The sequence below is a fragment of the Frondihabitans sp. PAMC 28766 genome (assembly GCF_001577365.1).
In the GTDB taxonomy this organism is placed as follows: domain Bacteria; phylum Actinomycetota; class Actinomycetes; order Actinomycetales; family Microbacteriaceae; genus Frondihabitans.
In genome coordinates, this window is the sequence record NZ_CP014513.1 from 1,040,536 (window position 1) to 1,066,905 (window position 26,370).

28 protein-coding genes are annotated in these 26,370 nt (G+C 70.7%); 14 read left to right on the plus strand and 14 right to left on the minus strand.

The window, feature by feature from the left end:
- Positions 1 to 20 precede the first annotated feature (20 nt).
- Genes AX769_RS24635 through AX769_RS05095 form a run of 3 tightly spaced genes read right to left on the minus strand, consistent with a single transcriptional unit; the run spans position 21 to position 2,421 of the window.
- The gene (locus AX769_RS24635) at positions 21 to 236 is read right to left on the minus strand and encodes an alpha/beta fold hydrolase (RefSeq protein WP_369824064.1); all 216 of its coding nucleotides are present in this window, start codon (positions 234 to 236) and stop codon (positions 21 to 23) included.
- Entirely contained in the window at positions 161 to 877 is a 717-nt protein-coding gene (locus tag AX769_RS05090; RefSeq protein ID WP_204249326.1) for an alpha/beta fold hydrolase, read from the minus strand. Before AX769_RS05090 ends, AX769_RS24635 begins: the two co-directional genes overlap by 76 nt.
- The gene (locus AX769_RS05095; RefSeq protein WP_066283197.1) at positions 874 to 2,421 is read right to left on the minus strand and encodes an NAD(P)/FAD-dependent oxidoreductase; all 1,548 of its coding nucleotides are present in this window, start codon (positions 2,419 to 2,421) and stop codon (positions 874 to 876) included. The genes AX769_RS05090 and AX769_RS05095 overlap by 4 nt, the downstream gene beginning before the upstream one ends.
- Before the next feature lie 101 nt (positions 2,422 to 2,522).
- Between AX769_RS05095 and AX769_RS05100 the strand changes: the two genes are divergently transcribed.
- The 4 genes from AX769_RS05100 to AX769_RS05115 all read left to right on the plus strand — a co-directional run bounded on the left by AX769_RS05100 (position 2,523) and on the right by AX769_RS05115 (position 6,273).
- Entirely contained in the window at positions 2,523 to 3,239 is a 717-nt protein-coding gene (locus tag AX769_RS05100) for a TetR/AcrR family transcriptional regulator (RefSeq protein ID WP_239451948.1), read from the plus strand.
- 38 nt (positions 3,240 to 3,277) lie between these two features.
- Positions 3,278 to 4,279, plus strand: coding sequence for a zinc-binding dehydrogenase (locus tag AX769_RS05105; RefSeq protein WP_066276663.1), 1,002 nt, complete (start codon positions 3,278 to 3,280; stop codon positions 4,277 to 4,279).
- Between the two features lie 73 nt (positions 4,280 to 4,352).
- Entirely contained in the window at positions 4,353 to 5,546 is a 1,194-nt protein-coding gene (locus AX769_RS05110; RefSeq protein ID WP_066276665.1) for an ATP-binding protein, read from the plus strand.
- Positions 5,547 to 5,631: 85 nt separating this feature from the next.
- Positions 5,632 to 6,273: a DUF1294 domain-containing protein gene (locus AX769_RS05115; RefSeq protein ID WP_082764019.1), complete on the plus strand. Its 642-nt coding sequence runs from the start codon at positions 5,632 to 5,634 to the stop codon at positions 6,271 to 6,273.
- 92 nt (positions 6,274 to 6,365) lie between these two features.
- Here the strand turns inward: AX769_RS05115 and AX769_RS05120 are convergent, their stop codons facing one another.
- From AX769_RS05120 to AX769_RS05145, 6 genes are read right to left on the minus strand one after another with little or no spacing between them, the layout of a single operon-like run.
- Complete coding sequence (locus AX769_RS05120; protein WP_066276670.1) at positions 6,366 to 8,057, minus strand: FAD-binding dehydrogenase; 1,692 nt, start codon at positions 8,055 to 8,057, stop codon at positions 6,366 to 6,368.
- A 32-nt stretch (positions 8,058 to 8,089) separates the two neighbouring features.
- On the minus strand, positions 8,090 to 10,411 hold the full coding sequence (locus tag AX769_RS05125; protein ID WP_066276673.1) for an FdhF/YdeP family oxidoreductase: 2,322 nt from the start codon (positions 10,409 to 10,411) through the stop codon (positions 8,090 to 8,092).
- Positions 10,408 to 11,361 (minus strand): formate dehydrogenase accessory sulfurtransferase FdhD, encoded by a 954-nt coding sequence (gene fdhD / locus AX769_RS05130; RefSeq protein WP_066276675.1) that lies wholly within the window; start codon positions 11,359 to 11,361, stop codon positions 10,408 to 10,410. The genes AX769_RS05125 and fdhD overlap by 4 nt, the downstream gene beginning before the upstream one ends.
- A 49-nt stretch (positions 11,362 to 11,410) precedes the next feature.
- Positions 11,411 to 12,598, minus strand: coding sequence for a molybdopterin molybdotransferase MoeA (locus AX769_RS05135; protein WP_066276678.1), 1,188 nt, complete (start codon positions 12,596 to 12,598; stop codon positions 11,411 to 11,413).
- Complete coding sequence (locus tag AX769_RS05140) at positions 12,595 to 12,885, minus strand: DUF6457 domain-containing protein (protein WP_066276679.1); 291 nt, start codon at positions 12,883 to 12,885, stop codon at positions 12,595 to 12,597. The genes AX769_RS05135 and AX769_RS05140 overlap by 4 nt, the downstream gene beginning before the upstream one ends.
- Before the next feature lie 8 nt (positions 12,886 to 12,893).
- Complete coding sequence (locus tag AX769_RS05145) at positions 12,894 to 13,520, minus strand: molybdenum cofactor guanylyltransferase (RefSeq protein ID WP_066276683.1); 627 nt, start codon at positions 13,518 to 13,520, stop codon at positions 12,894 to 12,896.
- 135 nt (positions 13,521 to 13,655) lie between these two features.
- Between AX769_RS05145 and AX769_RS05150 the strand changes: the two genes are divergently transcribed.
- From AX769_RS05150 to AX769_RS05160, 3 genes are all read left to right on the plus strand, one after another.
- Complete coding sequence (locus AX769_RS05150; protein ID WP_066276686.1) at positions 13,656 to 14,402, plus strand: MBL fold metallo-hydrolase; 747 nt, start codon at positions 13,656 to 13,658, stop codon at positions 14,400 to 14,402.
- Entirely contained in the window at positions 14,342 to 16,273 is a 1,932-nt protein-coding gene (locus tag AX769_RS05155; RefSeq protein WP_066276689.1) for a glycosyltransferase family 39 protein, read from the plus strand. Before AX769_RS05150 ends, AX769_RS05155 begins: the two co-directional genes overlap by 61 nt.
- A 70-nt stretch (positions 16,274 to 16,343) precedes the next feature.
- The gene (locus AX769_RS05160) at positions 16,344 to 17,561 is read left to right on the plus strand and encodes a GAF domain-containing protein (RefSeq protein ID WP_066276692.1); all 1,218 of its coding nucleotides are present in this window, start codon (positions 16,344 to 16,346) and stop codon (positions 17,559 to 17,561) included.
- Positions 17,562 to 17,616: 55 nt separating this feature from the next.
- Here the strand turns inward: AX769_RS05160 and AX769_RS05165 are convergent, their stop codons facing one another.
- Positions 17,617 to 18,612 carry an MBL fold metallo-hydrolase gene (locus AX769_RS05165; protein ID WP_066276694.1) on the minus strand — a complete coding sequence of 332 codons (996 nt, stop codon included), beginning with the start codon at positions 18,610 to 18,612 and terminating at the stop codon, positions 17,617 to 17,619.
- A 126-nt stretch (positions 18,613 to 18,738) separates the two neighbouring features.
- Here AX769_RS05165 and AX769_RS05170 point away from each other — a divergent pair, with 126 nt between their 5' ends.
- The 7 genes from AX769_RS05170 to AX769_RS05200 all read left to right on the plus strand — a co-directional run bounded on the left by AX769_RS05170 (position 18,739) and on the right by AX769_RS05200 (position 23,960).
- The gene (locus AX769_RS05170) at positions 18,739 to 19,401 is read left to right on the plus strand and encodes a ScbR family autoregulator-binding transcription factor (RefSeq protein ID WP_157887461.1); all 663 of its coding nucleotides are present in this window, start codon (positions 18,739 to 18,741) and stop codon (positions 19,399 to 19,401) included.
- Between the two features lie 255 nt (positions 19,402 to 19,656).
- Positions 19,657 to 20,520, plus strand: a complete 864-nt coding sequence (locus AX769_RS05175; RefSeq protein ID WP_066276697.1) for an ABC transporter ATP-binding protein — start codon at positions 19,657 to 19,659, stop codon at positions 20,518 to 20,520.
- A complete protein-coding gene (locus AX769_RS05180) occupies positions 20,517 to 21,329 on the plus strand; it encodes an ABC transporter permease (protein ID WP_066276699.1) in 813 nt (270 codons plus the stop codon). Before AX769_RS05175 ends, AX769_RS05180 begins: the two co-directional genes overlap by 4 nt.
- Before the next feature lie 36 nt (positions 21,330 to 21,365).
- Positions 21,366 to 22,568, plus strand: a complete 1,203-nt coding sequence (locus tag AX769_RS05185; RefSeq protein WP_066276701.1) for a sensor histidine kinase — start codon at positions 21,366 to 21,368, stop codon at positions 22,566 to 22,568.
- Positions 22,565 to 23,209: a response regulator transcription factor gene (locus tag AX769_RS05190; protein ID WP_066276703.1), complete on the plus strand. Its 645-nt coding sequence runs from the start codon at positions 22,565 to 22,567 to the stop codon at positions 23,207 to 23,209. Before AX769_RS05185 ends, AX769_RS05190 begins: the two co-directional genes overlap by 4 nt.
- Positions 23,210 to 23,335: 126 nt before the next feature.
- On the plus strand, positions 23,336 to 23,728 hold the full coding sequence (locus tag AX769_RS05195; RefSeq protein ID WP_066276708.1) for a hypothetical protein: 393 nt from the start codon (positions 23,336 to 23,338) through the stop codon (positions 23,726 to 23,728).
- On the plus strand, positions 23,709 to 23,960 hold the full coding sequence (locus tag AX769_RS05200) for a hypothetical protein (protein ID WP_157887462.1): 252 nt from the start codon (positions 23,709 to 23,711) through the stop codon (positions 23,958 to 23,960). Before AX769_RS05195 ends, AX769_RS05200 begins: the two co-directional genes overlap by 20 nt.
- On the opposite strand, the gene AX769_RS05205 is transcribed toward AX769_RS05200, so the two are convergent.
- The 4 genes from AX769_RS05205 to AX769_RS05220 all read right to left on the minus strand — a co-directional run bounded on the left by AX769_RS05205 (position 23,954) and on the right by AX769_RS05220 (position 26,318).
- Positions 23,954 to 24,247, minus strand: coding sequence for a hypothetical protein (locus tag AX769_RS05205; protein ID WP_066276714.1), 294 nt, complete (start codon positions 24,245 to 24,247; stop codon positions 23,954 to 23,956). The genes AX769_RS05200 and AX769_RS05205 overlap by 7 nt on opposite strands.
- 2 nt (positions 24,248 to 24,249) lie before the next feature.
- Entirely contained in the window at positions 24,250 to 24,870 is a 621-nt protein-coding gene (locus AX769_RS05210; protein WP_066276716.1) for a GNAT family N-acetyltransferase, read from the minus strand.
- Between the two features lie 19 nt (positions 24,871 to 24,889).
- On the minus strand, positions 24,890 to 25,180 hold the full coding sequence (locus AX769_RS05215) for a DUF6504 family protein (RefSeq protein WP_082764021.1): 291 nt from the start codon (positions 25,178 to 25,180) through the stop codon (positions 24,890 to 24,892).
- A gap of 109 nt (positions 25,181 to 25,289) precedes the next feature.
- The gene (locus AX769_RS05220) at positions 25,290 to 26,318 is read right to left on the minus strand and encodes a glycosyl hydrolase family 18 protein (RefSeq protein WP_082763497.1); all 1,029 of its coding nucleotides are present in this window, start codon (positions 26,316 to 26,318) and stop codon (positions 25,290 to 25,292) included.
- Between the last annotated feature and the right edge of the window lie 52 nt (positions 26,319 to 26,370).

Here is a 26,370-nt window from a genome sequence, read left to right on the forward strand (position 1 = left end):
AGGTAAAACGGAGGGGGGGGTCAGGCGAGGAACGCGTCGACGAGCGACGCGGTGTCGGCGGCGCGCTCGATCTGGGGCATGTGGCCCGTGTGCTCGAAGAGGTGGGTCTGGGCGCGGGGCAGGAGGCGCTTGGCTTCCTCGAGGTGCGAGGGCGGCAGGATCAGGTCGCTGTCGCCCCACACGACGAGCAGGGGGTGCCCGCGCGTGCAACGTCGGCGAGCAGGCGTGCACGCCACTCCGGGCGGATGCCGCGGAAGGTGCCGAGGTCGCGAGCGACCTCGCGGAATGCGCGCATCGCCTGCGGGCGCGAGCCCCGGGCGACGCTGGCCGCGATGCGCTCGCGCGAGACGAAGCGACGCTCGCGGAAGAGGGCGCGTTCGGTCTGCGCGGCGGTCTTCTCGGAGGGGCGCAACAGGACCGCGCCCACCACCGGGAGGGCGATCAGCCGCAGAGCCTGCGTCACGGTGGCCCCGAAGCCGGCGCTGTCGAGCAGCACGAGCCGCCGCACCAGGCCCGGCCGCAGCGTCGAGAGCCGCATGGCGACCGCGCCGCCGAGCGAGTTGCCCACGACGTCGAAGGGGCCGGTCGACCCCAGCCCGAGAGCGTCACAGAACCGCCCGACCCAGCGTGAGAGGGCGTCGAGGGTGTGCCGCTCGGGCAGCGGCTCCGACAGCCCGAACCCCGCGAGGTCGACGCTGATCACCCGGTGGGTGGCGCCCAGCAGGCGGTGCTGCTCGTCCCAGTCGTCGAGCGAGCGGCCGATGCCGTGCAACAGCAGTACAACCGGCGCATCGGCGGGCCCGGTGACCCGATACCGGGCGGAGGTCCCGTCGACGGCGATCGTGACGGGTATCGGCAGCACGGACGACGTGGTCACTCGGCCATCACCCACTCGCCCTTCTCGGAGTGCTCCGGCCGCGACCCGCGACGGTCGCGCCCAGCGCCGGTGAACCGCAGCCCGTCGCCGAGCAGCCGCGACAGCCGGAAGAGGCGGACGTCGCGCGGGTAGTTCTGGTGCAGCGTCCACGGGGCACGCGCGCCCTGCTTCGGCATCTGGTCGATGCCGCGCCGGATATAGCCGGAGGTGAGGTCGATCAAGGGCCGGAGCGCCCCGAGATCCTGCGGCGCCTGCGGTGTGACAGCGGTGGTGCCGCTCCGGTCGAGGTGACGCAGCATGCGGGTGACGAAGTGCACCACGAGGTCGATCTTCAGCGTCCACGAGGCGTTGGTGTAGCCGATGGCGAAGGCGAGGTTCGGCACGCCGTCGAGCATCATGCCCTTGTAGGTGACGCGCTGCGACGGGTCGATCGGGGCGCCGTCGAGGCTCAGCTTCATGCCGCCGAAGAGCAGGAGGTTGAGGCCGGTGGCGGTGACGATCACGTCGGCGGCCAGCTCGTCGCCCGAGGCGAGCCGGATGCCGCCGGGAGTGAACGTGTCGATGGTGTCGGTGACGACGTCGGCTGTCCCCTTGCTGATGGCACGGAACAGGTCGCCGTTCGGCACGATGCAGAGGCGCTCGTCCCACGGGTCGTATGTCGGGGTGAAGTGGCGGTCGACGTCGAAGCCCTCGGGCACGCGCTTCTGGATCTGGTGGCGCAGGATGCCCTTCATCTTCTCGGGATCCTGCCGGCTGATCCGGTAGCTGATCAGCGACGTGCCGATGCCCTTCCAGCGCGAGACCGCGGCAGCCGCCTTCAGGGGCACGTGGCGAGCGCGCATCCTGTCGAACCCGTCGTCGTTGGACGGCAGGATCGCGACGTAGCTGGGCGAGCGCTGCAACATGGTGACGCGCGACGCCGTGGCCGCGAGCGACGGCACCAGCGTCACGGCGGTGGCCCCGCTGCCGATCACCACGATGCGCTTGCCCGTGGCGTCGAAGTCGCTCGGCCAGTGCTGCGGGTGGATGATCTCGCCGGTGAACTCGCCCTCGCCGGGGAAGGCGGGCCGGTAGCCCCGGTCGTAGTCGTAGTAGCCCGAGCAGATGAAGAGGAACGAGCAGGTGAAGCGCTTGGCCGTGGTCTCGCCGGACGCGTCGGTGCGCTCGACCTCGACCGCCCACCGCGAGTCGGCCGACGACCAGTCGGCGCTGACGACCCGGTGCCCGTAGCGGATGAGCTGGTCGACGTTGTATTCGGCAGCGGTCTCGCGCACGTACTCGAGGATCGAGGCGCCCGGGGCGATCGACGTCGACGTCGCCCAGGGCCGGAACGAGTAGCCGAGCGTGAACATGTCGCTGTCGCTCCGCACACCGGGGTAGCGGAAGAGATCCCACGTGCCACCGCTGGTCGCGCGCGACTCCAGGATCGCGACGGACCGCTCGGGGAAGGCCGTGGTGAGGCGGCACGCCGCGCCGATGCCCGAGAGCCCTGCCCCCACGATCAGCACGTCGAGATGCTCAGGTGTTGCCGTTGCGGTGGCCATGGCTGCTCCGATCCCGGCCACGACGGTGCGACCACCGGCAGTTTACGAACACTGTGTCGACTGAGTCAACACTGTGTCGAGAAGCGCGCTACAGTGGCCGCATGCCCACGCCGACTCCTGCTGCGACTCCGCCGCAGCCCGCGGTGCCGCTGCCGCCGGCAATGCCGCTGCCGCCGGCAACGCCGCTGCCACCCGCAGCGCAGCGCGGCCGGCGCGCCGTGCGCATCTCGGGCGACGAGCGCGAGCGCGCCATTCTGACGGCGGCCGAGCAAGTGCTCGACGAGAAGGACTTCGCCGACGTCACCATCGACGACCTCGCCCGCGGCGCCGGCATCTCGCGGCCGACGTTCTACTTCTACTTCGCCTCCAAGCAGGCGGTGCTGCTGACGCTGCTCGACCGGGTCGCGCGGGAGGCAGGCACGCTCAGCGCCCGGGTGCTCGACGATCTGCCCCGTGATCCTGCCGGCGCTTGGCGTCGCGCGATCGAGGCGTTCGCCGACACCTTCGCAAAGCACCGCGGGGTCTCGATCGCTGTGGCCGCAGCCGCGAGGCTCTCGTCAGAGGCCGAGCTCGCGGCCGAGTGGGCTCGCCTGATGGGCCGCTGGATCGACGGGACGGCGGCCGCGATCGACGCCGAGCGTGCGCGGGGTGCGGCCATCGACGGGCCCGCCGCGCACGACCTCGCGACTGTGCTCAACCAGCTCAACGAGCGGGTCATCACGGTGGCACTCGCGGCCTCGCGTGAGCCGCGCGACGAGGTCGACACGCTCTTACACGTCTGGCTCACCAGCATCTACGGCTCCGGGCCGGCGTCCTAGCCGCCCCACCACCACCACCCGATTTCGAAGGAGAGATCATGCTCGCAGGTCGACTGAATGTCGCCACCACCACGTTCACCGTCGAGGAGGTGCCGACGCCTTCCGCAGCGGACGGGCAGGTCAGGATCGCGGTCGAGGCGGCGGGCGTCTGCCTCTCGGACGTCCACCTCATCCAGGGCATGCTCAAGCCGCAGTATCTCAAGGGCGACACCGTCACCCTCGGGCACGAGGTCGCCGGCGTGATCGACCAGCTCGGCGAGGGCGTGACCGGGCTGACGATCGGCCAACGGGTGCTGCTGCAGGCGGGGGAGGAGCGCGGCGGCACGATCCTGACCCGCGGTGTCGACTACGACGGCGGCTGGGCGGAGTACGCGGTCGCCTCGGCCGAGACCGTCGTGCCGCTGCCGGTCCAGCTGCCGTTCGAGGAGGCCTGCTTCATCCCCGACGCGGTGTCGACGCCGTGGTCGGCGATCACCGCGACCGCCAAGGTGCAGCCGGGCAAGCCGGTCGGCGTCTGGGGCATCGGCGGGCTCGGGGCCCACGCCGTGCAGCTGCTGCGGCTCATCGGGGCAGCGCCGATCATCGCGGTCGACCCGCTGCCTGCCGCTCGGACGCGCGCGCTCGAGTTCGGTGCGGACGTCGCCCTCGACCCGGCCGACGACGGGTTCGCCGCCGCGTTCGGTGCCGCTACGCACGGCCGCGGCGTCACGGTCGCGTTCGACTTCGCCGGGGTGCCTGCCGTCCGCGAGCAGGCTGCGCGCTGCCTCGGGCCTGGCGGCAAGCTCGTGCTCGTCGGCCTCGCCGACCAGCCGCTTCACATCACGAACGGGACACTCTTCAGCTACCTCAAGCAGCAGATCCTGGGCCACTACGGTTCCGTGCCGAGCGACGTCACGGATCTCGTGTCGCTCTACGACCTGGGCCGCGTCGAGTTCTCGAAGTCGGTCAGCCGTGTCATGCCGCTCTCGGAGGCGGCCGAGGCGGTGCGCCTGCTCGAGACGAAGGAGGGCGCGCCGATCCGGCTCGTCCTCCGCCCGTGAGGTGTCTAACCGTGTCTAATAACGTATAAGATTACTGCTTATACGAATTGAGACGGGTTTACATTTGCGTGAGTTGGCCGATACCACCAACCCGTTCAAGCCCGGAGCCGGCCGCGTGCCTCCCGAGCTGGCGGGTCGCGATGTCGTCCTGGACGGTGTTCGCAGTGTGATGGCTGCTGTGATCGCGAATGCTGAAGGCGACAGACCGGTGATCATCTCAGGGCTGAGGGGTGTCGGCAAAACGGTGCTCCTGAACGAATTCATTCGTGAGGCGGATCGGTCACGCAAGTGGATCGCAGTCAAAGTCGAGGCCTCCCCTGGCCGGAGTCTTCGTGAGGTCCTGACGCGCGAGCTGCACGCTTCGCTCCGCCGGACGATGTCCTTGGGTGACCAAGTCCGCCAGAAGCTCGGTCGCGCCTTGCGGGTGTTCCGCTCCTTTCAAATGACTGTCGATCCTGCGGGCACCTACTCCTTCGGTTTCGACGTGAGTGCAGAGGTGGGATTCGCAGACAGCGGCGACCTCGAGCGAGACCTCCGAGAACTTCTCGACGAACTCGGCCAGGGTGCGCGCGAACTCGGGATGGGAGTCTTCATCGCGATCGACGAATTGCAGGATGCCCCCAAGAGCGACCTCAACGCGCTCAACCTGGCTCTTCACGCGCTCGGCCAATCGGCTTGGCCAGTGCCGGTGCTGATGGTGGGCACTGGTCTTCCGTCTCTGCCGGCAGTCCTCGCCGACGCCACGAGCTACGCGGAGCGCCTTTACGACTTCAGATCACTCGGTCTGCTCAACGACGACGAGACGCGCGCTGCTCTGACCAGACCCGCAGAGAAGGCAGGAGTCGTCTGGGACGACGCGGCTCTCGCACTCGCACTCGACAGCATCGGTGGCTATCCGTACTTTGCGCAGTCCTGCGGCAAGCACGTCTGGGACGCCCGGTCGACGCGGGGCAGAATCACTCTCGACGATGCCACGGTGGGTGTCGCCCGAGCTCGCGAAGAAGTCGACCAGGGCCTCTATCAGTCACGATGGGAACGAGCGACGCCAAAGCAGCGTGAGTTGATGCGGGCGATGGCAGCCGACAACGGAAAGCCGTCCGCAGTTCAGGATCTTGTGGCGAGAACGGGTAAGTCCCGCGCGAGCGATCTCTCGGTCTCGCGAAACGAGTTGATCAAGAACGGTCATATCTTTGCGCCAGACAGAGGCTTCGTCGCATTCACGGTGCCAGGGATGGCCGACTACATCCATCGGAAGGTGAACGATTGAGCATCCGGCTCGTCCTCCGCCCGTCCCCTGAACTGAGGGCACCACGGCCGGTGTCCGTCGGGGCATGCTCGCCTACCCTGGAGAGATGACTTCGGATCGGGTGCGCAGCGACAGCGCCACCCGGCTGGCCGGCAGGCTGACGAAGTGGAACGACGACCGCGGGTTCGGCTTCGTCACGACCCCCGGCAGCACCGCCGTGTTCGTGCACGCCTCGGCGTTCGGGCCGGGGGCCGAGCGGCCGCGGGTCGGCGACGCGGTGACGTACGAGCTCGGTGCAGGGCAGGACGGGCGGCCCCGGGCCGTCGACGCGCGCACACCCGGCGCGCCGGTGGCTTCGGTCGTGGTGCGGAGGCGGCAGTCGCGGGCCGCTCTCGCCGTCGTGATCCTGTTCGCGGTGCTCTTCGCCGTGATGATCGGGCTGCGGCCCTTCCCGCTCTGGGGGCTCGCGCTCTATGCCGGGATGAGTGTCGTCGCGGTGATCCTCTACGCGCAGGACAAACGGGCGGCGCAGGCCGGCAAGTGGCGGGTGCCCGAGTCGACGCTGCTCGCCGTCGGGCTGATCGGCGGGTGGCCGGGCGCCGTCGTCGCGCAGCAGGTGCTGCGGCACAAGACGAAGAAGCCGAGCTTCAGGATCCGCTTCTGGGGCACGGTCGCCCTGAACGTGGCGATCTTCATCGCGCTCGTGCTCTTTCGGCGGCAGTGGCTCGAGGTCGTCGGGCTCGGCTGAGAGCGCCCGCCTGGCTGCCAAGGCCCAGGATTCCGGCCATGCCCCCAGCGCCGCGGCGCTGGGAGGTCGGCCGAAAGCCGGGGTGTCGCCGCTCAGAGCGTCGCCGCGAGCGACCGCCCGACGCTGCGCCCGGTGAAGAGACACCCGGCGAGGAAGGTGCCCTCGAGCGCGTTGTAGCCGTGCGCGCCGCCGCCACCGAAGCCGGCCGCCTCGCCTGCGGCGTACAGCCCCGGCACCGTCGACCCGGAGGCGTCGAGCACCCGCCCCGCGAGGTCGGTCTGCAGCCCGCCGAGCGACTTGCGCGTCAGCACGTGCAGCCGCACCGCGATCAGCGGGCCGTATGAAGGGTCGAGGATGCGATGGGGCGTCGCCACGCGCGTCAGCCGGTCGGCGAGATACCGCCGCGCGTTGTGGATGCCGACCACCTGCTGATCCTTCGAGAACCGGTTGTCGATCTCGGCGTCGCGATCCTGGATCTGCGACTCGAGCAGCCTGGCGTCGATGAGGGGCGCGCCCGAGGCCGACGGGCCCGTGAGCGCATTCATGCCGTCGACGAGCTCGCCGATCGTCGAGGCCTCGACGAAGTCGACCCCGTGCTCTTGGAACGCCGCGATCGGCGCGGGCGCGCCGGCGCCGAGGCGGCCGCGCAGCAGCAGCTTCAGGTCGTGGTGCGTGATGTCGGGGTTCTGCTCGGAGCCCGACAGCGCGAACTCCTTCTCGATCATGGTCTGGGTGAGCACGAACCACGAGTGGTCGAACTCCGCGATGTCGGGTGTCGTGCGGAGCAGCTTCAACGTGCCGAGAGTGTCGTAGCCGGGCAGCCCCGGCGCGGGCAGCCGCCGCCCGAGCGCGTCGAACCACATCGGCGAGGGGCCGGGCAGGATCCTGATCGCGTGGCCCGGCCAGATCGGGTTCCAGTTGACGATGCCCTCGGTGTAGTGCCACATGCGGTCGCGGTTGACGAGGCGTGCTCCGCCTCGCTCGGCGATCTCCAGCATCCTGCCGTCGACGTGCTCGGGCACACCCGTCACCATCGTGCGCGGTGGGGTGCCGAGGCGCTCGGGCCACCAGCGGCGCACGAGGTCGTGGTCGCCGCCGATGCCGCCCGAGGCGACGACGACCGCCTGGCCGTGCAGTTCGAAGTCTGCGACGACGTCGCGGTTGGTCGGGGCGCCGCGGGGCGCCGGATCCTGGGCCAAGACACTGCCCGAGACGCCCGTCACGACCCCGTCCGTCACGATGAGGTCGTCGACGCGATGCCGGAAGAGCAGCCTGACCCGGCCCGCATCCGCGGCCTCCCGTGCGCGGCGGGCGAACGGCTCCGACACCCCCGTGCCCGTGCCCCACGGCACGTGGAAGCGCGGCACCGAGTTGCCGTGGCCGGACGCCCGGCCATCGCCGCGCTCGGCCCAACCGACGAGCGGCGTGAACTTCACACCCTGCTCTTCGATCCACGGCCGCGCGTCGCTGGCGGCGAACTCGACGAACGCGCGACCGGCCCGGGCCGCCCACTCGTCTTCGGGGTGCTCGCCGCTGAGGCGATCCCACTGGGCCGACCCCTGCCAGTCCTGCCAGGCGAGATCGAAGCTGTCGCGCACTCGGAAGCGGCGCTGCTGCGGGGTGTCGACCAAGAACAGGCCGCCGAGCGACCAGAACGCCTGCCCGCCGAGGCCCCGCGAGCTCTCCTGCTCGACGATGGTGACGCGGTGCCCGGCTCGCACCAACTCGGCCGTGGCGACGAGCCCGGCGAGCCCGCCGCCGATCACGATGACGTCGGTGTCCATGAGTCGAGCCTAGACACCCGAGAGCCGGCAGGTCAGGCGGGCGCGGGCACCGCCGCCTTCTCGAGCCGCACGAGGATCGCCTTCGAGACGGGAGTGTTGCTGCGGAGGGCTGCGTGGTCGAGGGGGATGAGCACGTTCGCCTCGGGGAAGTAGGCGGCGGCGCACCCCCTGGCCGTCGGGTACGACACGACGCGGTAGTCGCGCAGAACGCGCTCGACGTCGTCCGTCCACTCGCTGAACACGTCGACCCGGTCGCCGTCGGCGAGGCCGAGCTCGGCGAGGTCGTCGGGGTTGACGAAGACGACCTCGCGGCCCTTCTTGATGCCGCGATAGCGGTCGTTGAGGCTGTAGATCGTGGTGTTGTACTGGTCGTGCGAGCGCAGCGTCTGCAGCAGGAGGCGGCCTTCGGGGCGCTGGACGTGCTCGAGCTCGTTGACGGTGATCATGGCCTTGCCGGTCTCCGTCGGGAAGGTGCGCGAGTCACGCGGGCCGTTCGGCAGGACGAAGCCGTCGCGGCTGCGCACGCGGGTGCGGTAGTCGCCGAAGCCCGGCACGACGCGGCTGATGTGGTCGCGGATGACGTCGTAGTCGTCTTCCATCGCCTGCCAGTCGATGCCGGCGGGGTCGCCGCCCGGGCGGTCCTGGAGGGTCGCTCGCGCCAGGTGGCAGACGATCGCGACCTCCGAGAGGAGGTTCGGCGCGACCGGGGGCACCTGGCCGTGGCTGCCGTGCACCGAGCAGACGGTGTCTTCGACCGAGACGAACTGCGGCCCGGCCTTCTGGATGTCGATCTCGGTGCGCCCCATGGTGGGCAGGATCAGCGCCTCCCGGCCGACGACCGCGTGCGACCGGTTGAGCTTGGTGGAGACCTGCACGGTCATCTCGGTGCCGCGGAAGGCCTTCTCGGCGAGTTGTGTGTCCGAGATCGCGGCGACGAGGTTGCCGCCCATGCCCATCCAGAACTTGATGTCGCCGCGCTGCATGGCCTTGATGCCGTCGAGGGCGTCGACGCCGTGCTCGCGCGGCGGGTCGAAGTGGAACTCCGTCTGGAGCGCGTCCAGGAAGCTGTCGGGCATCTGCTCCCAGACGCCCATCGTGCGGTCGCCCTGCACGTTGCTGTGGCCGCGGATCGGCGAGGCGCCCGCACCCGGCTTGCCGATGTTGCCTCGCAGCAGCAGGAGGTTGACGATCTCCTTGATCGTGTCGACGGCCTTGCGGTGCTGGGTGATGCCCATGGCCCAGGTGATGATGACGCGGTCGGCGGTGATGTAGCGCTCGGCCAGCTCGTCGATCTCGGTCTGCGAGAGACCGGTCGCGAGCAGCACCTCGTCGTCGTCGACCGCCGCGATGTGCGCTCTGAACTCGTCGAGCCCCGAGGTGTGCTCGTCGATGAAGGTGTGGTCGAGCACGGTGCCGGGGTGCTTCGCCTCGGCCGCGAGCACCCGCTTCGAGACCGCCTGCAGCAGGGCCATGTCGCCGCCCAACCTGATCTGCACGAACTGATCGGCGATGTCGGTGCCTCGCCCCGCGATGCCGCGAACGGTCTGCGGGTTCTTGTAGCGCCTCAGCCCTGCCTCGGGCAGCGGGTTGACGGCGACGATGGCGGCGCCCTTCCGCTTGGCGTCTTCGAGGGCCGTCAGCATCCGCGGGTGGTTCGTGCCGGGGTTCTGCCCCATCACGATGATGAGGTCGCTCTCTTCGAAGTCGTCGTAGGCGATGGTCGACTTGCCGATGCCGAGCGTCTCGGACATCGCGGTGCCCGTCGACTCGTGGCACATGTTCGAGCAGTCGGGGAGGTTGTTCGTGCCGAACGCGCGGACGAAGAGCTGGTACGCGAACGCCGCTTCGTTCGACGTTCGCCCGGACGTGTAGAAGGAGGCCTCGTCGGGGCTGTCCAGCGAGTTCAGCTTGTCGCCGATGATCCTGAACGCCTTGTTCCAACTGACCGGCTCGTAGTGGTCGCTGTCGGCAGCCTTGTAGGCCGGCGTCGTGATGCGGCCCTGCATGCCGAGCCAGTACTCGCTCTTCTCGAGCAGGTCGTCGATCGAGTGCTCGCCCCAGAACGTGTCGGGCACCAGCACCGGGTTGGCCTCCCAGGTGACGGCCTTGGCGCCGTTCTCGCAGAACTCGGCGACCTTGCGGTGGTTCGGGTCGGGCCAGGCGCAGCTCATGCAGTCGAAGCCGTCTTTCTGGTTGAGCGACGTCATCAGCTTCACGGTGCGGGCGAGGCCGAGCTGCTTGATCGCGGGCTCCATCGAGTGGAGCACGCCGGGCATGCCGGCCGCCCAGTCTCGGGGTTCGCCGACAGTGAGGTCGTCGTCGTTGACGTCGTCGATGGGAGGCTTCTCGGTCATGATGCTGTTCCGATCGTGAGCGGCTCGGGGGACTCTGCGGGTGCGGGTGCGGGTGCGTGCGCGGCTGCGGGCGTTGAGGCGTCGGCGGCGTCTGCGGCGGTGGCAGTATCGAGGATCCGGTCGGGCCGCGAGTAGACGACCATGCTGCTGCCGCGCAAGAAGCCGACGATGGTCACGCCCACCTCGGTCGCCAGGTCGACGGCGAGCGATGACGGGGCAGAGACCGCGGCGAGCACCGGGATTCCCGCCATCGACGCCTTCTGGGTGAGCTCGAAGCTCGCCCGGCCCGAGACCATCAGTACCATGCCCGTCAGGGGCAGGAGGTTCTCGCGGATCGCCCAGCCCACGACCTTGTCGACCGCGTTGTGGCGCCCCACATCTTCGCGCAGCACCAGCATCCGTCCCGTGCGCCCGTCGAAGAGGGCGGCGGCGTGAAGCCCGCCGGTCTTCTCGAAGACGTCCTGGCCCTGTCGCAGGGCCTCGGGGAAGGTGGCGAGAAGCGCAGGATCGACGACCAGCGGATCGTGCAGGACGGCGTGCTGTGAGCTCGTGCGCACCGCGTCGATGGACGCCTTGCCGCACAGCCCGCACGAGCTCGTCGTGTAGAACGCCCGCTCGAGACTCGGGTCGGGAGCCGGCACGCCCGGCGCGAGCGTGACGTCGAGCACGTTGTAGGTGTTCAGGCCTTCGTCGGTCGCGCCCGCGCAATAGCGCGCGGCGATGAACTCGTCTCCGGTCGAGATGACGCCCTCCGAGACGAGGAAGCCTCCGGCGAGGTCGAAGTCGTTGCCGGGCGTGCGCATCGTGATGGCGAGAGCCTGGCCGCCGACGCGGATCTCCAGCGGCTCTTCGACGGCGAGCGTGTCCATCGTGATCCTGCGATCCGCGTCGTGGGTGCCGTCGGCGACCCTCACGCGGGTGATCGGCTTGCGAGCCGTGATTCGTCCCATCCTGAGGGTCTACCACGCAGCCCTGCGAGCGGCAACGGCTTGCGCGCAGTCACCACGGCAGGGCGAGCGACGGCACGACCGAGCCGGCGGCTGCACCCCCCTGAGGCACGACCAGAAGGCCGTCCGCGTCGGCGAGACCGCGCAGCATCGCCGCGGACTGCCGTTCGGCCGGCACGGCGCCGTCGGGTGTCGACCGGTAGGCGACGACGAGCGAGCCGACGCGGTCGTGGGCGATGTCGACGGCCGTGACCACGTCGTCGACCGTGCCGAGGGGTCGACCGAGCAGACCGTCGACGAGCGGCCGGCCGAGCACGACGAGCCCGACGAGAGCGGCCATCGGGTTGCCGGGCAGGCACAGGTGCAGCGCCCCGCCCCGCCGGGCAACGATGATCGGGTGGCCCGGGCGCATGGCGACACGGTCGACCACCAACTCGGCGCCGAGCCGCGCGAGCGCCGCCCGGACGTGATCGGTGCTGCTGCCGGCCGTCCCGCCTGTGCTGATGAGCAGATCGAGGTCGGGCCGGTCGAAGGCGGCGAACGTGGCGTCGAGATCGTCGGGCACCCGCGCGACCGACACGGGGTCGGCCCCGAGCGACCGCAGGATGCCGGGCACCTGCGGGGTGAACACGTCGCGCACCGTGCCCGGCCGGGGCACCCCGGAGGCGACGATCTCGTCTCCCAGCATGGCGAGCCCGGCTCGTGGCCGCCCGACCACCGTCAGCTCGTCGAGACCCGCCACGGCGGCCAGCGCCACTCTCGGCGGCGTGAGGAGCGTGCCCGCGGTCAGGAGGAGGTCGCCGGTGCGCACCTCTTCACCCGCCCGGCGGATGTGTCGCCGGGGCCCGGGCGCCCGTGGGTCGTGCGGCTGGGCCACCAGGCGGCCGCCGTCGACCAGACCCTCCTCGGATCGCAGGACGGCGTCCGTGCCGGGCGGAACGGGAGCGCCGGTGGTGACCGCGCGCGCCATGCCGGGTTCGAGGGGGGATGCCACCGGCACGGAGCTGGCGACGAGAGCCCCGCCCAGCGTCCACGGGCCGGGGCCTGCGGTCGCCCAGCCGTCCATGGCCGACGCGTCAGCACCCGGCACATCGCTCGGCGAGACGGCGTGGGTGGCGAGAGTGCGCGACAGGGCCTCCGACAGAGGGACGACCTCCGAGGCGCGCGCAGCAGAGCCGGCGCTCTCTCGGCCCGCAGAGTACGCGACCTCGCGGGCACGCGCCCAGTCGAGCGCCGTCACTTCGAGGGCGCCGACGCGTCGTCCTCCGGCGGTGTCGCGGTGGCAGTGGCGAGGAGGGACGCGGTGGCGGTCGCGCGAGTCACGGCATCGGAGCCACCGCCCGAGAGCCCCGCGGCGTAGCCGACCAGGAAGGTCGTGAGCGGCGCCGCCGGGCGGGCAACGCCGTGCGCCGCGTCACGTGCCAGATCGAGGACGGCTGCGACGTCGACCTCGAAGTCGGCGGGGAGGTGGAGGGCTCGAGCGAGCCGGTCGGCCCAGGCGTCGAGGTCGGAGGGGGAGTCGGTCATGGGTCCACTCAACCAGTCGCGCCGGGCAGGCCGTCGAGCGACGCGGGGCGGGTGACGCCGAGACGGCGGAGATCATCAGGCGTGTCGACGTCGTCGACGAGCTCGGAGGCGACCGCGACCTCCGCGAGCCGGAGCCCGGCGAGAAGCCGACGCATGGACGCGTCGACCGGATCGAACCCGTCGAGAGCCTCGCGCACGGCGCCGGCGCGATAGATCGCGAGCAGCGGCTGCCGACGGCCGCCGTCGTCGACGGCGATGCAGCCGTCCGTCTCCGGGAGGTCGGAGAAGGCTCGCAGGATCACGGCCACGGCGTCGGCCACACGCGGCATGTCGCACGCCAGGACGAGCACGAACGGCGCCGTCGAGCGGGCCTCGTCGAGCGTACGCAGACCTGCTGCGAGAGCGGAGGCGGGGCCCGACCATGGCGGATCCTCGCGCGTGATCACGAGGCCGGGCCGCAGGACGGCATCGGGCAGGGCGCCGACGACCACCCGCGTCGTGGCATCCTGCGCCGCCTCGATGCTGCGTTCGAGGAGCGTCTGACCGTCGGCGACCAGGGCGGTCTTGTCGCCGCCGCCGAGTCGGGACGCGCGACCGCCGGCCAAGAGGATCGCGTCGAACTCGATCTCGCTCATCCGCCCTGTCTACTCGGCCGGGCACTAGCGTGAGAGACGCCCGGACGACCCGCCGGGCCACAACCCCACAACCCTCTCGCTCGTCGGCCCGCCGGCTTCGTCGGCGACGCCTGCGCGCGCGCCGCAGGAGACCCCGTGCCCGCACACACCGGCCGATCAGCCGACCCCGCCACGATCACCGAGGTCGCGCCCGGCGTCCACTTCGTCGAGGGGCCTGCCTCCGGCTGGACGACGCTCGTCGGCCCCGACAGCGTCAGCCTGATCGACGCCGGCTACCCGGGCGATCTGCCCCTGGTGCTCGACACCCTCGAGACCCTCGCGCCTGGTCTTCCCGTCGAGACGATCGCGATCACCCACGGGCATTCCGACCACACCGGCGGCGTGCGCGGGCTGCTCGAGCGCTGGCCCGACGCCCGGGTCGTCGCGGCGGCCGACGAGCTGCCGAACATCCGACGCGAGGTCATCTACCAGGTGGGGGTGCCGCAGATCCTGCCACACCTCTGGAAACCGCGGTTCGTCGCGTGGGTGCGGCACGCGATCCAGGCGGGCGGTCTTGCCGACGTCGCCATCTCGAATCCTGACGCCTGGGTCTCGGGGGAGGCGCTGACGCTGAGCGGCCATGAGGTCGTGCCGCAGCTGACCCCCGGGCACACCCCGGGGCACTCCGCCTACCTCCTGCCCGCGGCGAACGCGGTGGCCACCGGCGACGCGCTCGTGACCGGGCACGCCGTGTCGAAGCAGCACGGGCCGCAGCCGATCCACCCCATGTTCGACCACGACCACGACCTCGCCCTCGAGACCTTCGCCGCGATCAACGGGCAGTGGCGCGGGCTCTCGCTGCTGCCGGGGCACGGGCCGCTGCTCGTGCGAACCGCCCGCTAGCCGTGATCGTGCCGCGGCGGCACCTCGCCCTGCTGGGCGTGATCGTCGTGCTCTTCGTGGTCGTCTCGGCCTGGAACATCGGCGACTCGGGCTATTCGGGCTTCTATTCGTCGGCCGCCCGCAGCATGTCGGTCTCGTGGCGGGCGTTCGTGTTCGGCGCGTTCGACCCCGCCGGCACGATCACGCTCGACAAGCTCGCGGGTTTCGTCGTGCCGCAGGCGCTCTCGGCGCGGCTGTTCGGCTTCAGCCCGACGTCGATCGCGCTGCCCCAGGTGATCGAGGGGGCCGTGACGATCATTGCCGTCGACCGGATCGGGGCTCGTTGGCGAGACGAGACCACGGGGCTCGTGGCCGCCGCCGCCTTCGCGACGATGCCGCTGATGGTGTCGATGTTCGGGCACGTGATGGAGGACGGCCTTCTGACGATGAGCCTCGCGCTCGCGGTGGTGTCCTGGCAGAGCGCGACCCGGTCGTCTCGCATCCTGCCGCTCGTCGTCTCTGCCCTGTGGGTCGGAGTCGGCTTTCAGGCGAAGATGCTGCAGGCGTGGTTCGTCGTGCCGGCGCTCGTGGTCGGGCTGCTGCTCGTCGCCGGATGGTCGTGGGGCCGGCGCCTGGGTCGTGCGGGGCTCTGGACGGGCGTCGCGGTGCTGGCGTCGCTGTCGTGGATGATCGTCGTGCAGCTGATCCCGGCCGCGTCTCGCCCGTACGTCGACGGGTCGACGAACGACGACGTGTTCTCGATGGTCTTCGGCTACAACGGGCTCAACCGCTTCGTGTCGGGGCTGGTGCCCGGGGCGGCCGGGCAGTTCGTGGTGGCGTCGATCGGGGCGCATTCGCCCGGGGCGAGCCCCGCGAAGCTGCTGCTGCCGGAGTTCACGACGCAGGTCGGCTGGTTCTTCCCCCTCGTCGCGGCGGGCATCGTGCTGACTCTCCGGCTGCGGCCGCGGGCGACCACCATCGTGTTCGTGGCCTGGCTGGGGGTTGCCGTCGTGCTGCTGAGCGCGGCCACCGTGCCGCACACCGCCTACCTCGCGGCTCTCGGTGTGCCCGCGGCCGTGCTCGCCGGCGCGGGTCTCGTCGAGGCGCGGCGGCGAGGCGGGCGCGTGCTGATCGTGACGGTGCTCGTGCAGGCGGCCTGGGTGCTGGCGACGTTGATGGCCACCAGGATCGCACCGGGGTGGCTGGTCGCGGTCATCGCCGTCGCCGCCGTGCTCACGTGTGCCCTCGCGCTCGTGCCCGGCTCGCGCGTCCGCCGCGTGGTCTCCGTTCTCGCCCTCGTGACGGTCTTCGCCGCCCCGGCCGCCTGGACCGGCTCGACGCTCGACCCGTCGCTCGCCGGCTCGGCCAACGACGCGTACGGCGGCCCGCGCCTCGACAGGGTCGGCTTCTTCTTCCAGGCGCCGGGCTCGGCTGTCGACCGCACGACTTTCGAGCACTTCTCGATCGCCCGGCCGGTGCTGGCGTCGTCGGCGCCCGCCCTGACGCCCGAGCAGCGCCACCTCGTCGACTACACGGCGGCGCACGTGTCGAAAGGCGCGCCGCTGTTCACCGCATCGTCGTGGGATGCCGCATCGCCCTACATCCTGTCGTCGGGTCTCGACGTCGTGTCACTCGGCGGCTTCTCGGGCCGGACGCCGTCGCCCACGCTGTCGCAGGTCGAGCACGGCGTCGCCACCGGGCAGCGCCGGTTCTTCCTGTTGCCGACCGGCACGAGCGAGCAGGATCCCGGTGCTCACGCCACCGAGAGGCGTCGCGTCGAGGCGTGGGTCACCGCCACCTGCGGCTACGTGCCCGACGACGTCTACGAGGGCGCGACGACGCTGCCCGGCCAGTCGCTGTGGGATTGCCGAGGCGCCGCGCCGTCCCGCTGACGACCACCCGCACCCACCCACCCCCCTCCTGGGGATTGCCGCAGGGTGACGAACAGGTGATGCTCGTGAGGTGAACTCGTCGCTCCGCTCTCTCGCCCTGCCGTTCTTCCGCGGGCGCTTCACGGGGCTCGGCGGTCGCCTGTCGATGCCTCGGCCGGACGACGCCCCATCGGCGCACACACCCGGCATCGACCCCGACCGCATCCTGATCTTCGGCAACGGTGCGGCCGTCGGCTGGGGCGTTCGCAGCCACGAGCTCGCCCTGCCCGGCCAGCTGGCCCGGCAGGTCTCGGCCGTCACCGGGCGAGGCATCGATGCCGACGTGGTCTCCGACCCGCTCATCACGATGCAGAACGCGGTCGACTACCTGCCCGTCGAGCGAGTCGTGACCTACGACGCGATCGTCATCGTGATCGGCTTCAGCGACGCCCTGCGCATGACGAGCGTGCGGCGCTGGCGCCACGACATGAGCGCCCTGCTCGACCGCATCGTCGAGCTGCGCCACGACGGTGCCGAGATCGTCGTGCAGGCGATCCACCGCCCGTCGTCGATCAAGTACTTCTCGCTTCGCGAGGGCAGCGCCGTCGACGAGCACGCCGAGCGCCTCAACGACGTGACCCGAGAGCTCTGCGAGTCTCTGCCGGGTGTGCGGATGATCGTCAGTCGCGACCGCAGCGCGGCTGAGGTCGTCGACCACACGAGCCAGATTCCGGCGACCGAGCTTTTCAAGCTCATCGCCACGACCATCACGAGCCACCTCGCCCCCGTGCTCGACGACCACTTCTCGCGCGGCCGCGAAGACTGCCCGCTGCGCTACCGGCCGCAGACCGACGACGACCGCCTCGAAGCGATCCGAATCCTCGGAATCCTCGACACCCCGCACGAGAAGCGCTTCGACGACATCGTCGAGCGCGCGCGAATCCTGCTCGGCACGTCAGGGGCCGCCTTTTCGGTGGTCGACCGCGATCGCATCTGGAACAAGGCCGTGGCGGGCACGACGACGCGGGAGTTCCCCGGCGAGGGTGCCATGTGCGCCGTCACCATCACCGGCGGCGGCCCCCTGATCGTGCCCGACGTCTGGGAGGACACCCGGTTCGGCGCGAGTGCCGAAGTGCGCTTCTACGCGGGCTACCCCGTGCAGACCTCCGACGGCATCCGCATCGGGGCGCTCTGCGTCACCGACTCGCAGCCTCGCACGGCCGACAGCGTCGACCTCGTGCTGTTGCGTGAGCTCGCCCTGGCGGTGCAGCGTGAGCTCACCCGCGGCGCCGTCGCGCTCGGCGTCTGACCCCGCAGCGAGGCCCGCGACAGCGACAGCGCCCGCGACAGCGCCCGCGCCCGCGTCAGGCCTCCCGCCGCTGCCGCACGTAGTCGCGGTGCATCGCCGTCTGCGACAGCGCCGAATAGAGGAAGAAGCCCGCGAGGTTCGCGAACCCCGCCGTCCAGGTGAGCTGCGACGCGATCTCCCAGACCGAGGCGCCACGGTGCGACGCCAGCTCGCCCTCGACCTCGGCCGTGCGCCGCAGGTGGTGCGCCGCCGACTCGCGAGCGCGCTCGCCCAGCCCCGTGAAACGGTATCCGTGCCCGGGCAGCACTTCGTGGTCGTCGAACTCGGCGACGCGCTCGCATCCTGCGACGTAGTCGGCGAGCGGGTTGGTCGTGGTGGGGCCGCCGAGCCCGAGCCCCGCGAACATGGTGGGCAGGATGTGATCGCCCGTGAACACGAGCGACCTCGCCTCGTCGCGCAGGCAGAGGTGGCCCGGCGTGTGGCCCGGCGTCACGACCGTGGTCAGCGCGAACCCCGGGATCGGCAGTGTTTCGCCGTCGACATAGGCCTTGTCGATGTGCGGCGCGGGGTAGTCGGGAGCGCGGCCCGCAGCATCGAGCAGCTCGGCGCGACGGTCGGCGGGGACGCCCCACGCGTCGGCGAGAGCCGTGACGTCGGCTGGGCTCAGGCGGGTGTCGTTGAGCCGGCCGAGAGCTTCGGCTTCTGGCGCGCTCGTGGCGACGACGGCCCCGGACGCGTCGCGGAGGCGTGCCGCCATGCCGAGGTGGTCGGGGTGCAGGTGGGTGACGGTGATCGTGCGGATGTCGGCGAGCGTGCCGCCGAGCGCCTCGACCGCGTGCTGCACCCGGGCGAAGTTCGCCAGTGAGTCGGTGCCGGGGTCGACGACGTGCAGCGCATCGTCGGCGTCTCGCAGCAGGTAGAGCAGAGAGAACGGGATGTGATCGCCGTCCATGTCGAGGCCGAGAGCCCAGACGTCGTCGCGGACCTCTTCGAGAGCGGGGATCGTGTTCGCGTCCACGGCTTCGAACTGCAGGGGGCTCGTCGGGTGCATCGGTGCCTTTCGGTCCGTCCCAGCGTATTGGTCGCCGGGCGACCGGGGCGATATGGCTAGTATTGACGTTGCACAGATCGAACTGTGGGCGGGGGCGCGATCATCCTCATGACGGTGGAGCAATCCGTGCCGAGCACCCCGAAGCCCCCTCGGCGGCGCGCGCCGAGGCAAGAGCGAGCTCAGGCCACCCGTGCCGCGATCGTCCTGGCCGCTGCAACCGTGTTCGCCGAGCGGGGCTACGCGCGCACGACGCTCGACGGCGTGGCCGTCGAGGCCGGGGTCACCAAGGGGGCGCTCTACTTCCACTTCGCCTCGAAGCACGACCTCGCCAACGCGGTGATCGCCGAAGAGACGCGGGTGATGACCGAGGGGGCCGATCGAATCCTGCGCCTCGAGGTGTCGTCGCTCGAGACGCTGATCCTGCTGATCCGCGCCTTCACCGAGCGGATAGTCGCCGACGTCGTCGTGGCGGCCGGTGTCAAGCTCACGACCGAAGAGCTCGTGGCCCGGCTCGACATCGACGAGCCCTACGAGACCTGGGGTGCGCTCTATGCCGACCTGTTCGGCAAGGCGATCGCCGAGGGCGACGTGGTCGCCGCCTACAGCCCCGACGCCCTGTCGCGGTTCCTGATCAGCCTCTTCACCGGCGTGCAGCTCGTCTCGAACTCGCTCACGCAGCGAGCCGACGCGGCCGACCGCGTGGCCGAGATGTGGCAGATCTTCCTGCCGGGCATCGTGCGGCCCGAGCGCCTCGCCGCTGTGGTGGCGCTGCGTGCCCTTCAGCGCTGACCCGTCGTCACGCGGCGTCACCGGTGCTCCGCGGGGTAGAAAAGTACCGAACAGTATGGTTCTATCGTGTCATCGGCACGGAGGAGCCGGTGCACCACCGGGGAGAGCTGCCGGTGCGAGGGTTCACCGCCTCGCCCGGCACCTCTGGTGGGTGCTCCTGTCCGCACTCTCGCCGCGCGGCATCCACCGATCGGTTGATGCCGATCTGACCGATCAGCCGTTCTTTTCCGGCCTGCGCGTCGTCATGCTGTTGCCATGACAAGAACTCCGATCACGGGCGGCAGCGGTGGCGGCGTCCGCGTCCGCGGCCTGCACAAGGCCTATGGCCGCGCGGTGGCCGTCGAGGGCGTCTCGTTCGACATCGAACTCGGCGAGACGTTCGCTCTGCTCGGCCCGAACGGCGCCGGCAAGAGCACCACCATCGAGATCCTCGAGGGCTACCGCGATCGCTCCGGCGGCGACGTCCAGGTGCTGGGGCAGGATCCGCAGACGGCCGGCCGCGACTGGCGAGCCCGACTCGGCATGGTGCTGCAGTCGAGCGGCGAGAGTGGCAACGTCACCGTGCGCGAGCAGGTGGCCCACTTCGCCCGCCTGTACCCGCGGTCGCGCGACGTCGACGAGACCATCGCCGCCGTCGGCCTCACCGCGAAGGCGAAGACGCGCATCAAGTCGCTGTCGGGCGGCCAGCGCCGCCGGGTCGACGTGGCCCTCGGGGTGATCGGGCGACCCGAGCTGCTCTTCCTCGACGAACCGACCACCGGCTTCGACCCGGAGGCGCGGCACGAGTTCTGGGAGCTGATCCGGGGCCTCAAACGCGAGGGCACGACGATCCTGCTCACCACGCACTATCTCGACGAGGCCGCGCAGCTGAGCGATCGGGCCGGCGTGATCGCCGGCGGGCGGCTCATCGACATCGGTCGCATCGACGAGATCGGCGGGGCCGAGGCCCGCGTGCCGGTGGTCCGCTGGACAGACGGCCGCGGCCAGCACGAAGAGCGAACGACTACTCCGACCGAGTTCGTCGCGCGTCTCCACGCCGAGGCCGGCGGCGAGCTGGCCGGGCTCGAAGTGGTGCGCCCCAGCCTCGAAGACGTCTATCTCGGGCTGGTGGCCGCATGAACGCCATCGCGCTCGGCATCGACCGGGCCCGCTACGAGACCAGGGTGTACTTCCGCGAGGGCGACACCATCCTCTTCACCTTCCTCTTCCCTCTCATCATGCTGACGATCTTCTCGGTCGCCTTCAGCTCGGCGGGCAACTTCGGCACGAATCGCGACGGTTCGGGTGGGATCAGCGCCGCCGCCTTCTACCTGCCCGGCATGATCTCGGCGGGCATCCTGCTCTCGGGCGTCCAGAACCTGGCCGTCGACATCGCCGTCGAGCGCGGCGACGGCACGCTGAAACGGCTCGCCGGCACGCCGCTGCCGGTGCTGTCGTACTTCATCGGCAAGCTCGGCCGCGTGCTCGTCACCAGCGTGCTGCAGATCGCCCTGCTCATCGTCATCGCGCACTTCGCTTTCGGGGTCGCGCTGCCGACGGCAGGATCCAAGTGGCTCACCCTGGTCTGGATCTACCTGCTCGGCATCGTCACCAGCGCCGTCCTCGGCATCGCGCTCTCGCGGCTGCCCCGCTCGGGCAAGAGCGCCACCGCTGTGATCGTGCCGATCGTGCTCGTGCTGCAGTTCATCTCGGGGGTCTACCTGCAGTTCTCGATGCTTCCCGTCTGGCTGCAGAACGTCGCCTCGATCTTCCCGCTCAAATGGATGGCGCAGGGCATGCGCTCGGTCTTCCTTCCCGACTCGCTCCAGACGCTCGAGCAGGGCCACGCCTGGAACCTCGGCGGGGTGGCCGTCGCCCTGGGCATCTGGTTCGTCGTCGGGCTGGTCGCTTCGATCGCGACCTTCCGCTGGATCCGCAAGGACACGTGACTCGTGGCGTGCGGCCGGAGCGACGATACTTCTGACATGCGCGGCAACGGGTGGTGGCATCTGCTGTTCGCGGCGACGATGGCCGTGCTGGCAGGCATCCTCACCGCGAACCTCGTCCAGGGCGCCCCCCGCGACGCTCTGTCGCTGGTGGCCGTCGGCATCCTGGTCGTCGCCTACGTCGTCGTCGGCCGACACGGCTTCACGTCGACGAGGGGTGCGGTGGTCTTCCTGCCCGTCATGGTGCTCTGCGCCGGTGTCGGCGCCGCGGGCGACCCGAACATGGCCTTCGTGCAGTGCATCGCGATGCCGCTGCTCTGGACTCAGATCCGCCGCACCCGCAACGCCGTCGTCGTCAACGTCGCCCTGGTCGCCGCGATCGCTGCGGGCATGCTGGTCTTCTTCGGCAGCGGCGCGCAGTCGATCGTCGAGGTCGCGCTGATCGAAGGGTGCAGCCTCGTCGGCAGCCTCTGCCTCGGCATCTGGATCTCGCGCATCTTCGAGCTCAGCATCGAGCGACAGCGACTGCTCGACGAGCTGCGCGCCGCCCAGCAGCAGGTGGCAGTGCTCGGGCGCGAAGCCGGCGCCGCCGCCGAACGCGAGCGTCTCGCGCGCGAACTGCACGACACGATCGCGCAGAGCATCACGGGCGTCGTCCTCCTCGCCCAGCGGGCCGGTCGCGAGCTCGCCGCAGACTCGCCCGAGGCCGCGGCCGAGACGCTCGTGCTCATCGAGGAGACCGCTCGCGAGACACTCGTTGAGACGCGTACGCTCGTCGCGGCGGGCGCCCCGGTCGACCTCGACGCCGGGCTCGACGCCGCGCTGCTGCGCCTCGGGCGGCGATTCGAACGCGAGACCGGGCTGCACGTCGAGGTCACGGTGCCGGGCGACGGGCCGACCGCGGCACTGCCCAAAGAGACCCAGGTCGTCGTGCTGCGTTGCGCCCAGGAGGCGCTCGCCAACGTGCGCAAGCACTCCGAGGCGTCGACGGTCGCCATCGCTCTCCGACGCTCAGGAGCCGACGTGGTGCTGGAGGTGCGCGACGACGGCCGCGGGTTCTCGCCGGATGCCCTCGAAGACGGCTTCGGAATCGCGGGCATGCGCTCGCGCGTCGCCGTCGTCGGCGGGCGGCTCGACGTCGAGACCGCGCCCGGGGCCGGGGTTCGGCTCACGGCCACGGTCGCAGCCACCCTCGCGTCCGTCGGCGCCGGGGCCTCGTCGGCCGAGGTGGTCCGGTCGTGATCCGGGTGCTCGTGGCCGACGATCACCCCATCGTGCGCAGCGGCATCGTGGCGCTGCTCGCGTCGGCCGACGACGTCGAGGTGATCGGCGAGGCCGTCGACGGGCGGGAGTGCGTTCGGCTCGCCCACGAGCTCCGGCCCGACGTGGTGCTCATGGACCTCCGCATGCCGCAGCTCGACGGCGACGAGGCGACCGCTCTCATCGTGCGTGCCGACCCGGGCGTGCGCGTGGTGCTGCTCACGACCTATGAGACCGACGACGCGATCCTGCGGGCCATCGAGGCCGGGGCATCGGGATACCTGCTGAAGGCCGCACCGGAGGCCGAGATCCTCGCCGGGGTGCGCTCGGTCGCGCGAGGCGAGGTTGCTCTCGCGCCGTCGATCGCCGCGACCCTGGTGCGCGCCGTCGCTGCGAGCCAGGCGCCCCCGACGCCCGCGGTGGCCTTGACGGAGCGTGAGACACAGGTGCTGCAACTCGTCGCTCGCGGCAACAGCAACCGTGAGGCGGCGGCCTCGCTCTTCGTCAGCGAGGCCACCGTCAAGACGCACCTGCTGCACGTCTTCGAGAAGCTCGGGGTCGGCGATCGGACGCGCGCCGTGACGCTCGCGATGGAGCTCGGCCTTCTGCCCGCGACGCCCTGATCGGGCGGGTCGACCCGTGGGCTTCCTGAGAGCGAAGCGCGAGCGGTGGCGTAACTTCCATCGTGGTCGCCGCGGCTCCGCCCGAATCGGAGTCGTTCTTCCAGAGGCCGGACGCCGACCCTAGCGGTGTTCCGTGCGGAGGCGACGGTGCGCCCCTCGATGTTTCCCTCCGGGGGGCGTGCCCCTCCGCTCGTCTTCTCGGCCCTCGCTGCCGTCATCGGGGCCGCCTCGCTGATCAGCGGCCTGCTCGAGGCGCGGGCCGCCCGCCGGCGCCTCGACGAGGTGACGCGGCGGGAGCAGTTGTGGGTGCGGTGGACGTGGGCGGCGGAGCGGCTCGTCGACTCCGATGGTCGGGTCAGCGAGTTGGGAGCGATCGTCATGGAAGCACTCAACGAGATGCCATGGGTGATGGATGACGATATGCGTATATCGGGTATCGTAGGCTTGTCACCGGTCTTTGATGGGCCAGATGTGCGGGGCGATGATGTGACGGAGGAACGTGATGGTCGACCTGTATGAGCGGGATCTCTCGTCGCTTCGCACGCGCCGAGAGCGGTCGATTCATCTCGTGGCGGTCGTGGTCAAGAACCTGGATCGAAGGGCCATGCGAGAGCGCAAGCCGCCGCCGAGCGACCCGCAGATGATGCGCTTCAGAAAAGCCGTCGCAGAGGTCGAGGAGGAGATCCGGCTGCGCGAGGAGGCGGAGGCCGCTGCAGCGGTTGACGCCGAAGCGCGGCACGCCGCTCAGTAGGGCAACCGCGACCAACGCGAGCCGTCGCGACGCGTGAGAGCGGCCGCGAGCACTTCGGCGACACGCGTCGTCTCGGCGGCCACTTCGTCGGTGACCAGCGAGGCGCTGCGGTCGTCGTCGGCACCGAAGCGGACGGTGAGGCGGGCCTGCCCGCGCACGACGGCGACATCCTGCGCCTCGACGACGGCTGTCCGGGAGGCCGCGCCGGCCGCCGTCGGAAGGACGGACTCGGGGTCGACGCCCGGCGCGAGGCGCCCGATCGTCAGGGTGACGCGATACGACGCCACGGTCAGCTGCGGTGGGCGGCGCGCTGCTCGAGCGAGCGCTTCACCGTCGGCCACTCGCCGTCGATGATCGAGAACACGACGGTGTCGCGGATGGTGCCTTCGGGCCACACCTTGTGGTTGCGCAGCACGCCGTCCTGTTTGGCGCCGAGGCGGGCGACCGCGGCGCGCGACTGCTGGTTGTGCCAGTGGGTGCGGAACTCGACGGCGATGCAGCCGAGGTCGTCGAAGGCGCGGCCGAGCAGCAGCAGCTTCGCCTCGGTGTTGATGCCGCTGCGCTGGTAGGACCGGCCGAGCCAGGTCGAGCCGATCTCGAGGCGGCGATTGGTCGGCTCGATGTTGAGGTAGGTCGTGATGCCGACGGCCTTCTGTGATTCGCGGTCGACGATCGCCCAGGGGGTGGACAGCCCCGCGGCGTGCTGCTCGAGACGGGACGCGATGTCGTCGGGCATCCGGTCGGGCGAGGCGATGTGCGTGGCGTACCAGGTCTGCCACAGGTCGCCGACCGCGACGGCCTCGGCGAGATCCGCAGCGTGGGTCGCAGCGAGCGGCTCGAGGGCGACGCGGTCGCCGACGAGCGTGGGGCGTTCGAAGAAGGCGGCGGGGGTGGCAGGCGCGGTGCTCATGTCATCGACAGTAGAGGGGTCAGGCGTAGGTGCGCAGCAGCCGCCACCGCGCGCTGTACGGGTCGAGCCCGACGTCGAACACGAACGTCTCGCCGCCGTCTCCCGTGGCCTGGAAGCGCCACGACTCGCGTGGCTCCGGCGGGTGCGTGATCGCCGGGTCGAACGCCGTCTCGGTCTGCCAGCCGGGGAAGGTCGGCTGAAGGCGCGTCGGCACGTCGCTGACGCGGTAGCGTCGCGCACGCCACACGATCCGCTGAGGCACGCCGTCGTCCGACACCCACACGGTCACGGATTCGTCGACCCGGGTCATGGTCTCCACCTCGCTCCTCTCGTTCGAACGTATGTTCGATAGATCGAGACTCTACGACGTGAGGGTGCGACGCGCCAAGAGCAGAGAGGAGAAGGGGAGAGACGGGTCGTCAGCCGCGGGTGATCTTGTCGCCCGATGACATCTGCCAGAGGGCGACACCATGCAGCCCGGACGACTTCGCCAGATTCGAACGCACCGTCAACGATTCGCCGTCCGACCACCAGATCACCGTGCCGTTCGACAACGTCGCGGTCCACTCGCCCTGGGCGGCGACCCAGCGGGCCTTGCTGCCCGCCTGCTTCCGAGCAGCAGCCGCCGTGACGACCCCGCCACGGCCGTCGCTCGTCCAGGTGTAGCCGTAGCCGGCGACCCCGAGGTCGACCTTGTTCGCGCTGACCTGCGAGGTGAGAGCGCTGACCGCCTGCCGCGTCCAGGGCAGGCCGCCGACCGGGCCGGCGGCGGTGAAGCCGGTGCCGTGTTCGTCATACGCCATCAGGACGTACCGCCCGACGAGCGGGTTCAGCCTCTTCAGGTCGAAACCCGCGCCCGCGTAGTCGCTCGCCGCGGCGACCGCCGGCAGGGTCATCGAGATCGTTGCCGACTTCGGCAGTGTCGACCGCAGCTCGGAGACGAACGTGACGAGGTCGTCGCTGTCCGCCTTCGAGAGCGACTCGAAGTCGATCTGCACCCCGTCGTAGCCGCCGTGCTCGATCTCGCCGGCGAGCCCGGCGATGACGAACGAGCGGTTCTCGGCGCTCGAGAGCATCGCGCTCGCCAGCGAATCGCTGAACGCGCCCTGCGACGGGTCGATGTTGGTGACCAGCAGCTCCGACTTCAGGTGATCGGCCTTGGCGGACGCTGCCGTCTTCAGGGCCTCCTGCGACGAGGCGGCGACACCGGCTCCGTCGGTGGTGAGGTTGACGCTCGAGATGCCGACGATGTCGAGGGCCTTCCGGTCGCGCGACATGGCCTTCAGGGTGGCGGCGCCGGGCACGCCGTAGCCCTCGACCGAGAGCGAGGCCGGGACGACGGCGTCGTGACCGGTCGTCGAAGCGGCCCCGCTGCATCCTGCCACCGAGAGAACGGTGGCGAGCGCGAGGCCCGTGGCGAGGGGCCGCAGCACCCGGTGACGACTCATGCGACGAGGGTATCGGGACAGGTCCTCGCCTCGCTGGACGTGCGAGACACCC

Bases quoted from the DNA above. Each gene is read 5' to 3' on its own strand.
- AX769_RS05095 (WP_066283197.1), bottom strand. From the start codon at position 2,421: ATGGCCACCGCAACGGCAACACCTGAGCATCTCGACGTGCTGATCGTG.
- AX769_RS05100 (WP_239451948.1), top strand. From the start codon at position 2,523: ATGCCCACGCCGACTCCTGCTGCGACTCCGCCGCAGCCCGCGGTGCCG.
- AX769_RS05105 (WP_066276663.1), top strand. From the start codon at position 3,278: ATGCTCGCAGGTCGACTGAATGTCGCCACCACCACGTTCACCGTCGAG.
- AX769_RS05115 (WP_082764019.1), top strand. From the start codon at position 5,632: ATGACTTCGGATCGGGTGCGCAGCGACAGCGCCACCCGGCTGGCCGGC.
- AX769_RS05120 (WP_066276670.1), bottom strand. From the start codon at position 8,057: ATGGACACCGACGTCATCGTGATCGGCGGCGGGCTCGCCGGGCTCGTC.
- AX769_RS05125 (WP_066276673.1), bottom strand. From the start codon at position 10,411: ATGACCGAGAAGCCTCCCATCGACGACGTCAACGACGACGACCTCACT.
- fdhD (WP_066276675.1), bottom strand. From the start codon at position 11,361: ATGGGACGAATCACGGCTCGCAAGCCGATCACCCGCGTGAGGGTCGCC.
- AX769_RS05140 (WP_066276679.1), bottom strand. From the start codon at position 12,885: ATGACCGACTCCCCCTCCGACCTCGACGCCTGGGCCGACCGGCTCGCT.
- AX769_RS05145 (WP_066276683.1), bottom strand. From the start codon at position 13,520: ATGAGCGAGATCGAGTTCGACGCGATCCTCTTGGCCGGCGGTCGCGCG.
- AX769_RS05165 (WP_066276694.1), bottom strand. From the start codon at position 18,612: ATGCACCCGACGAGCCCCCTGCAGTTCGAAGCCGTGGACGCGAACACG.
- AX769_RS05175 (WP_066276697.1), top strand. From the start codon at position 19,657: ATGACAAGAACTCCGATCACGGGCGGCAGCGGTGGCGGCGTCCGCGTC.
- AX769_RS05180 (WP_066276699.1), top strand. From the start codon at position 20,517: ATGAACGCCATCGCGCTCGGCATCGACCGGGCCCGCTACGAGACCAGG.
- AX769_RS05185 (WP_066276701.1), top strand. From the start codon at position 21,366: ATGCGCGGCAACGGGTGGTGGCATCTGCTGTTCGCGGCGACGATGGCC.
- AX769_RS05210 (WP_066276716.1), bottom strand. From the start codon at position 24,870: ATGAGCACCGCGCCTGCCACCCCCGCCGCCTTCTTCGAACGCCCCACG.
- AX769_RS05215 (WP_082764021.1), bottom strand. From the start codon at position 25,180: ATGACCCGGGTCGACGAATCCGTGACCGTGTGGGTGTCGGACGACGGC.
- AX769_RS05220 (WP_082763497.1), bottom strand. From the start codon at position 26,318: ATGAGTCGTCACCGGGTGCTGCGGCCCCTCGCCACGGGCCTCGCGCTC.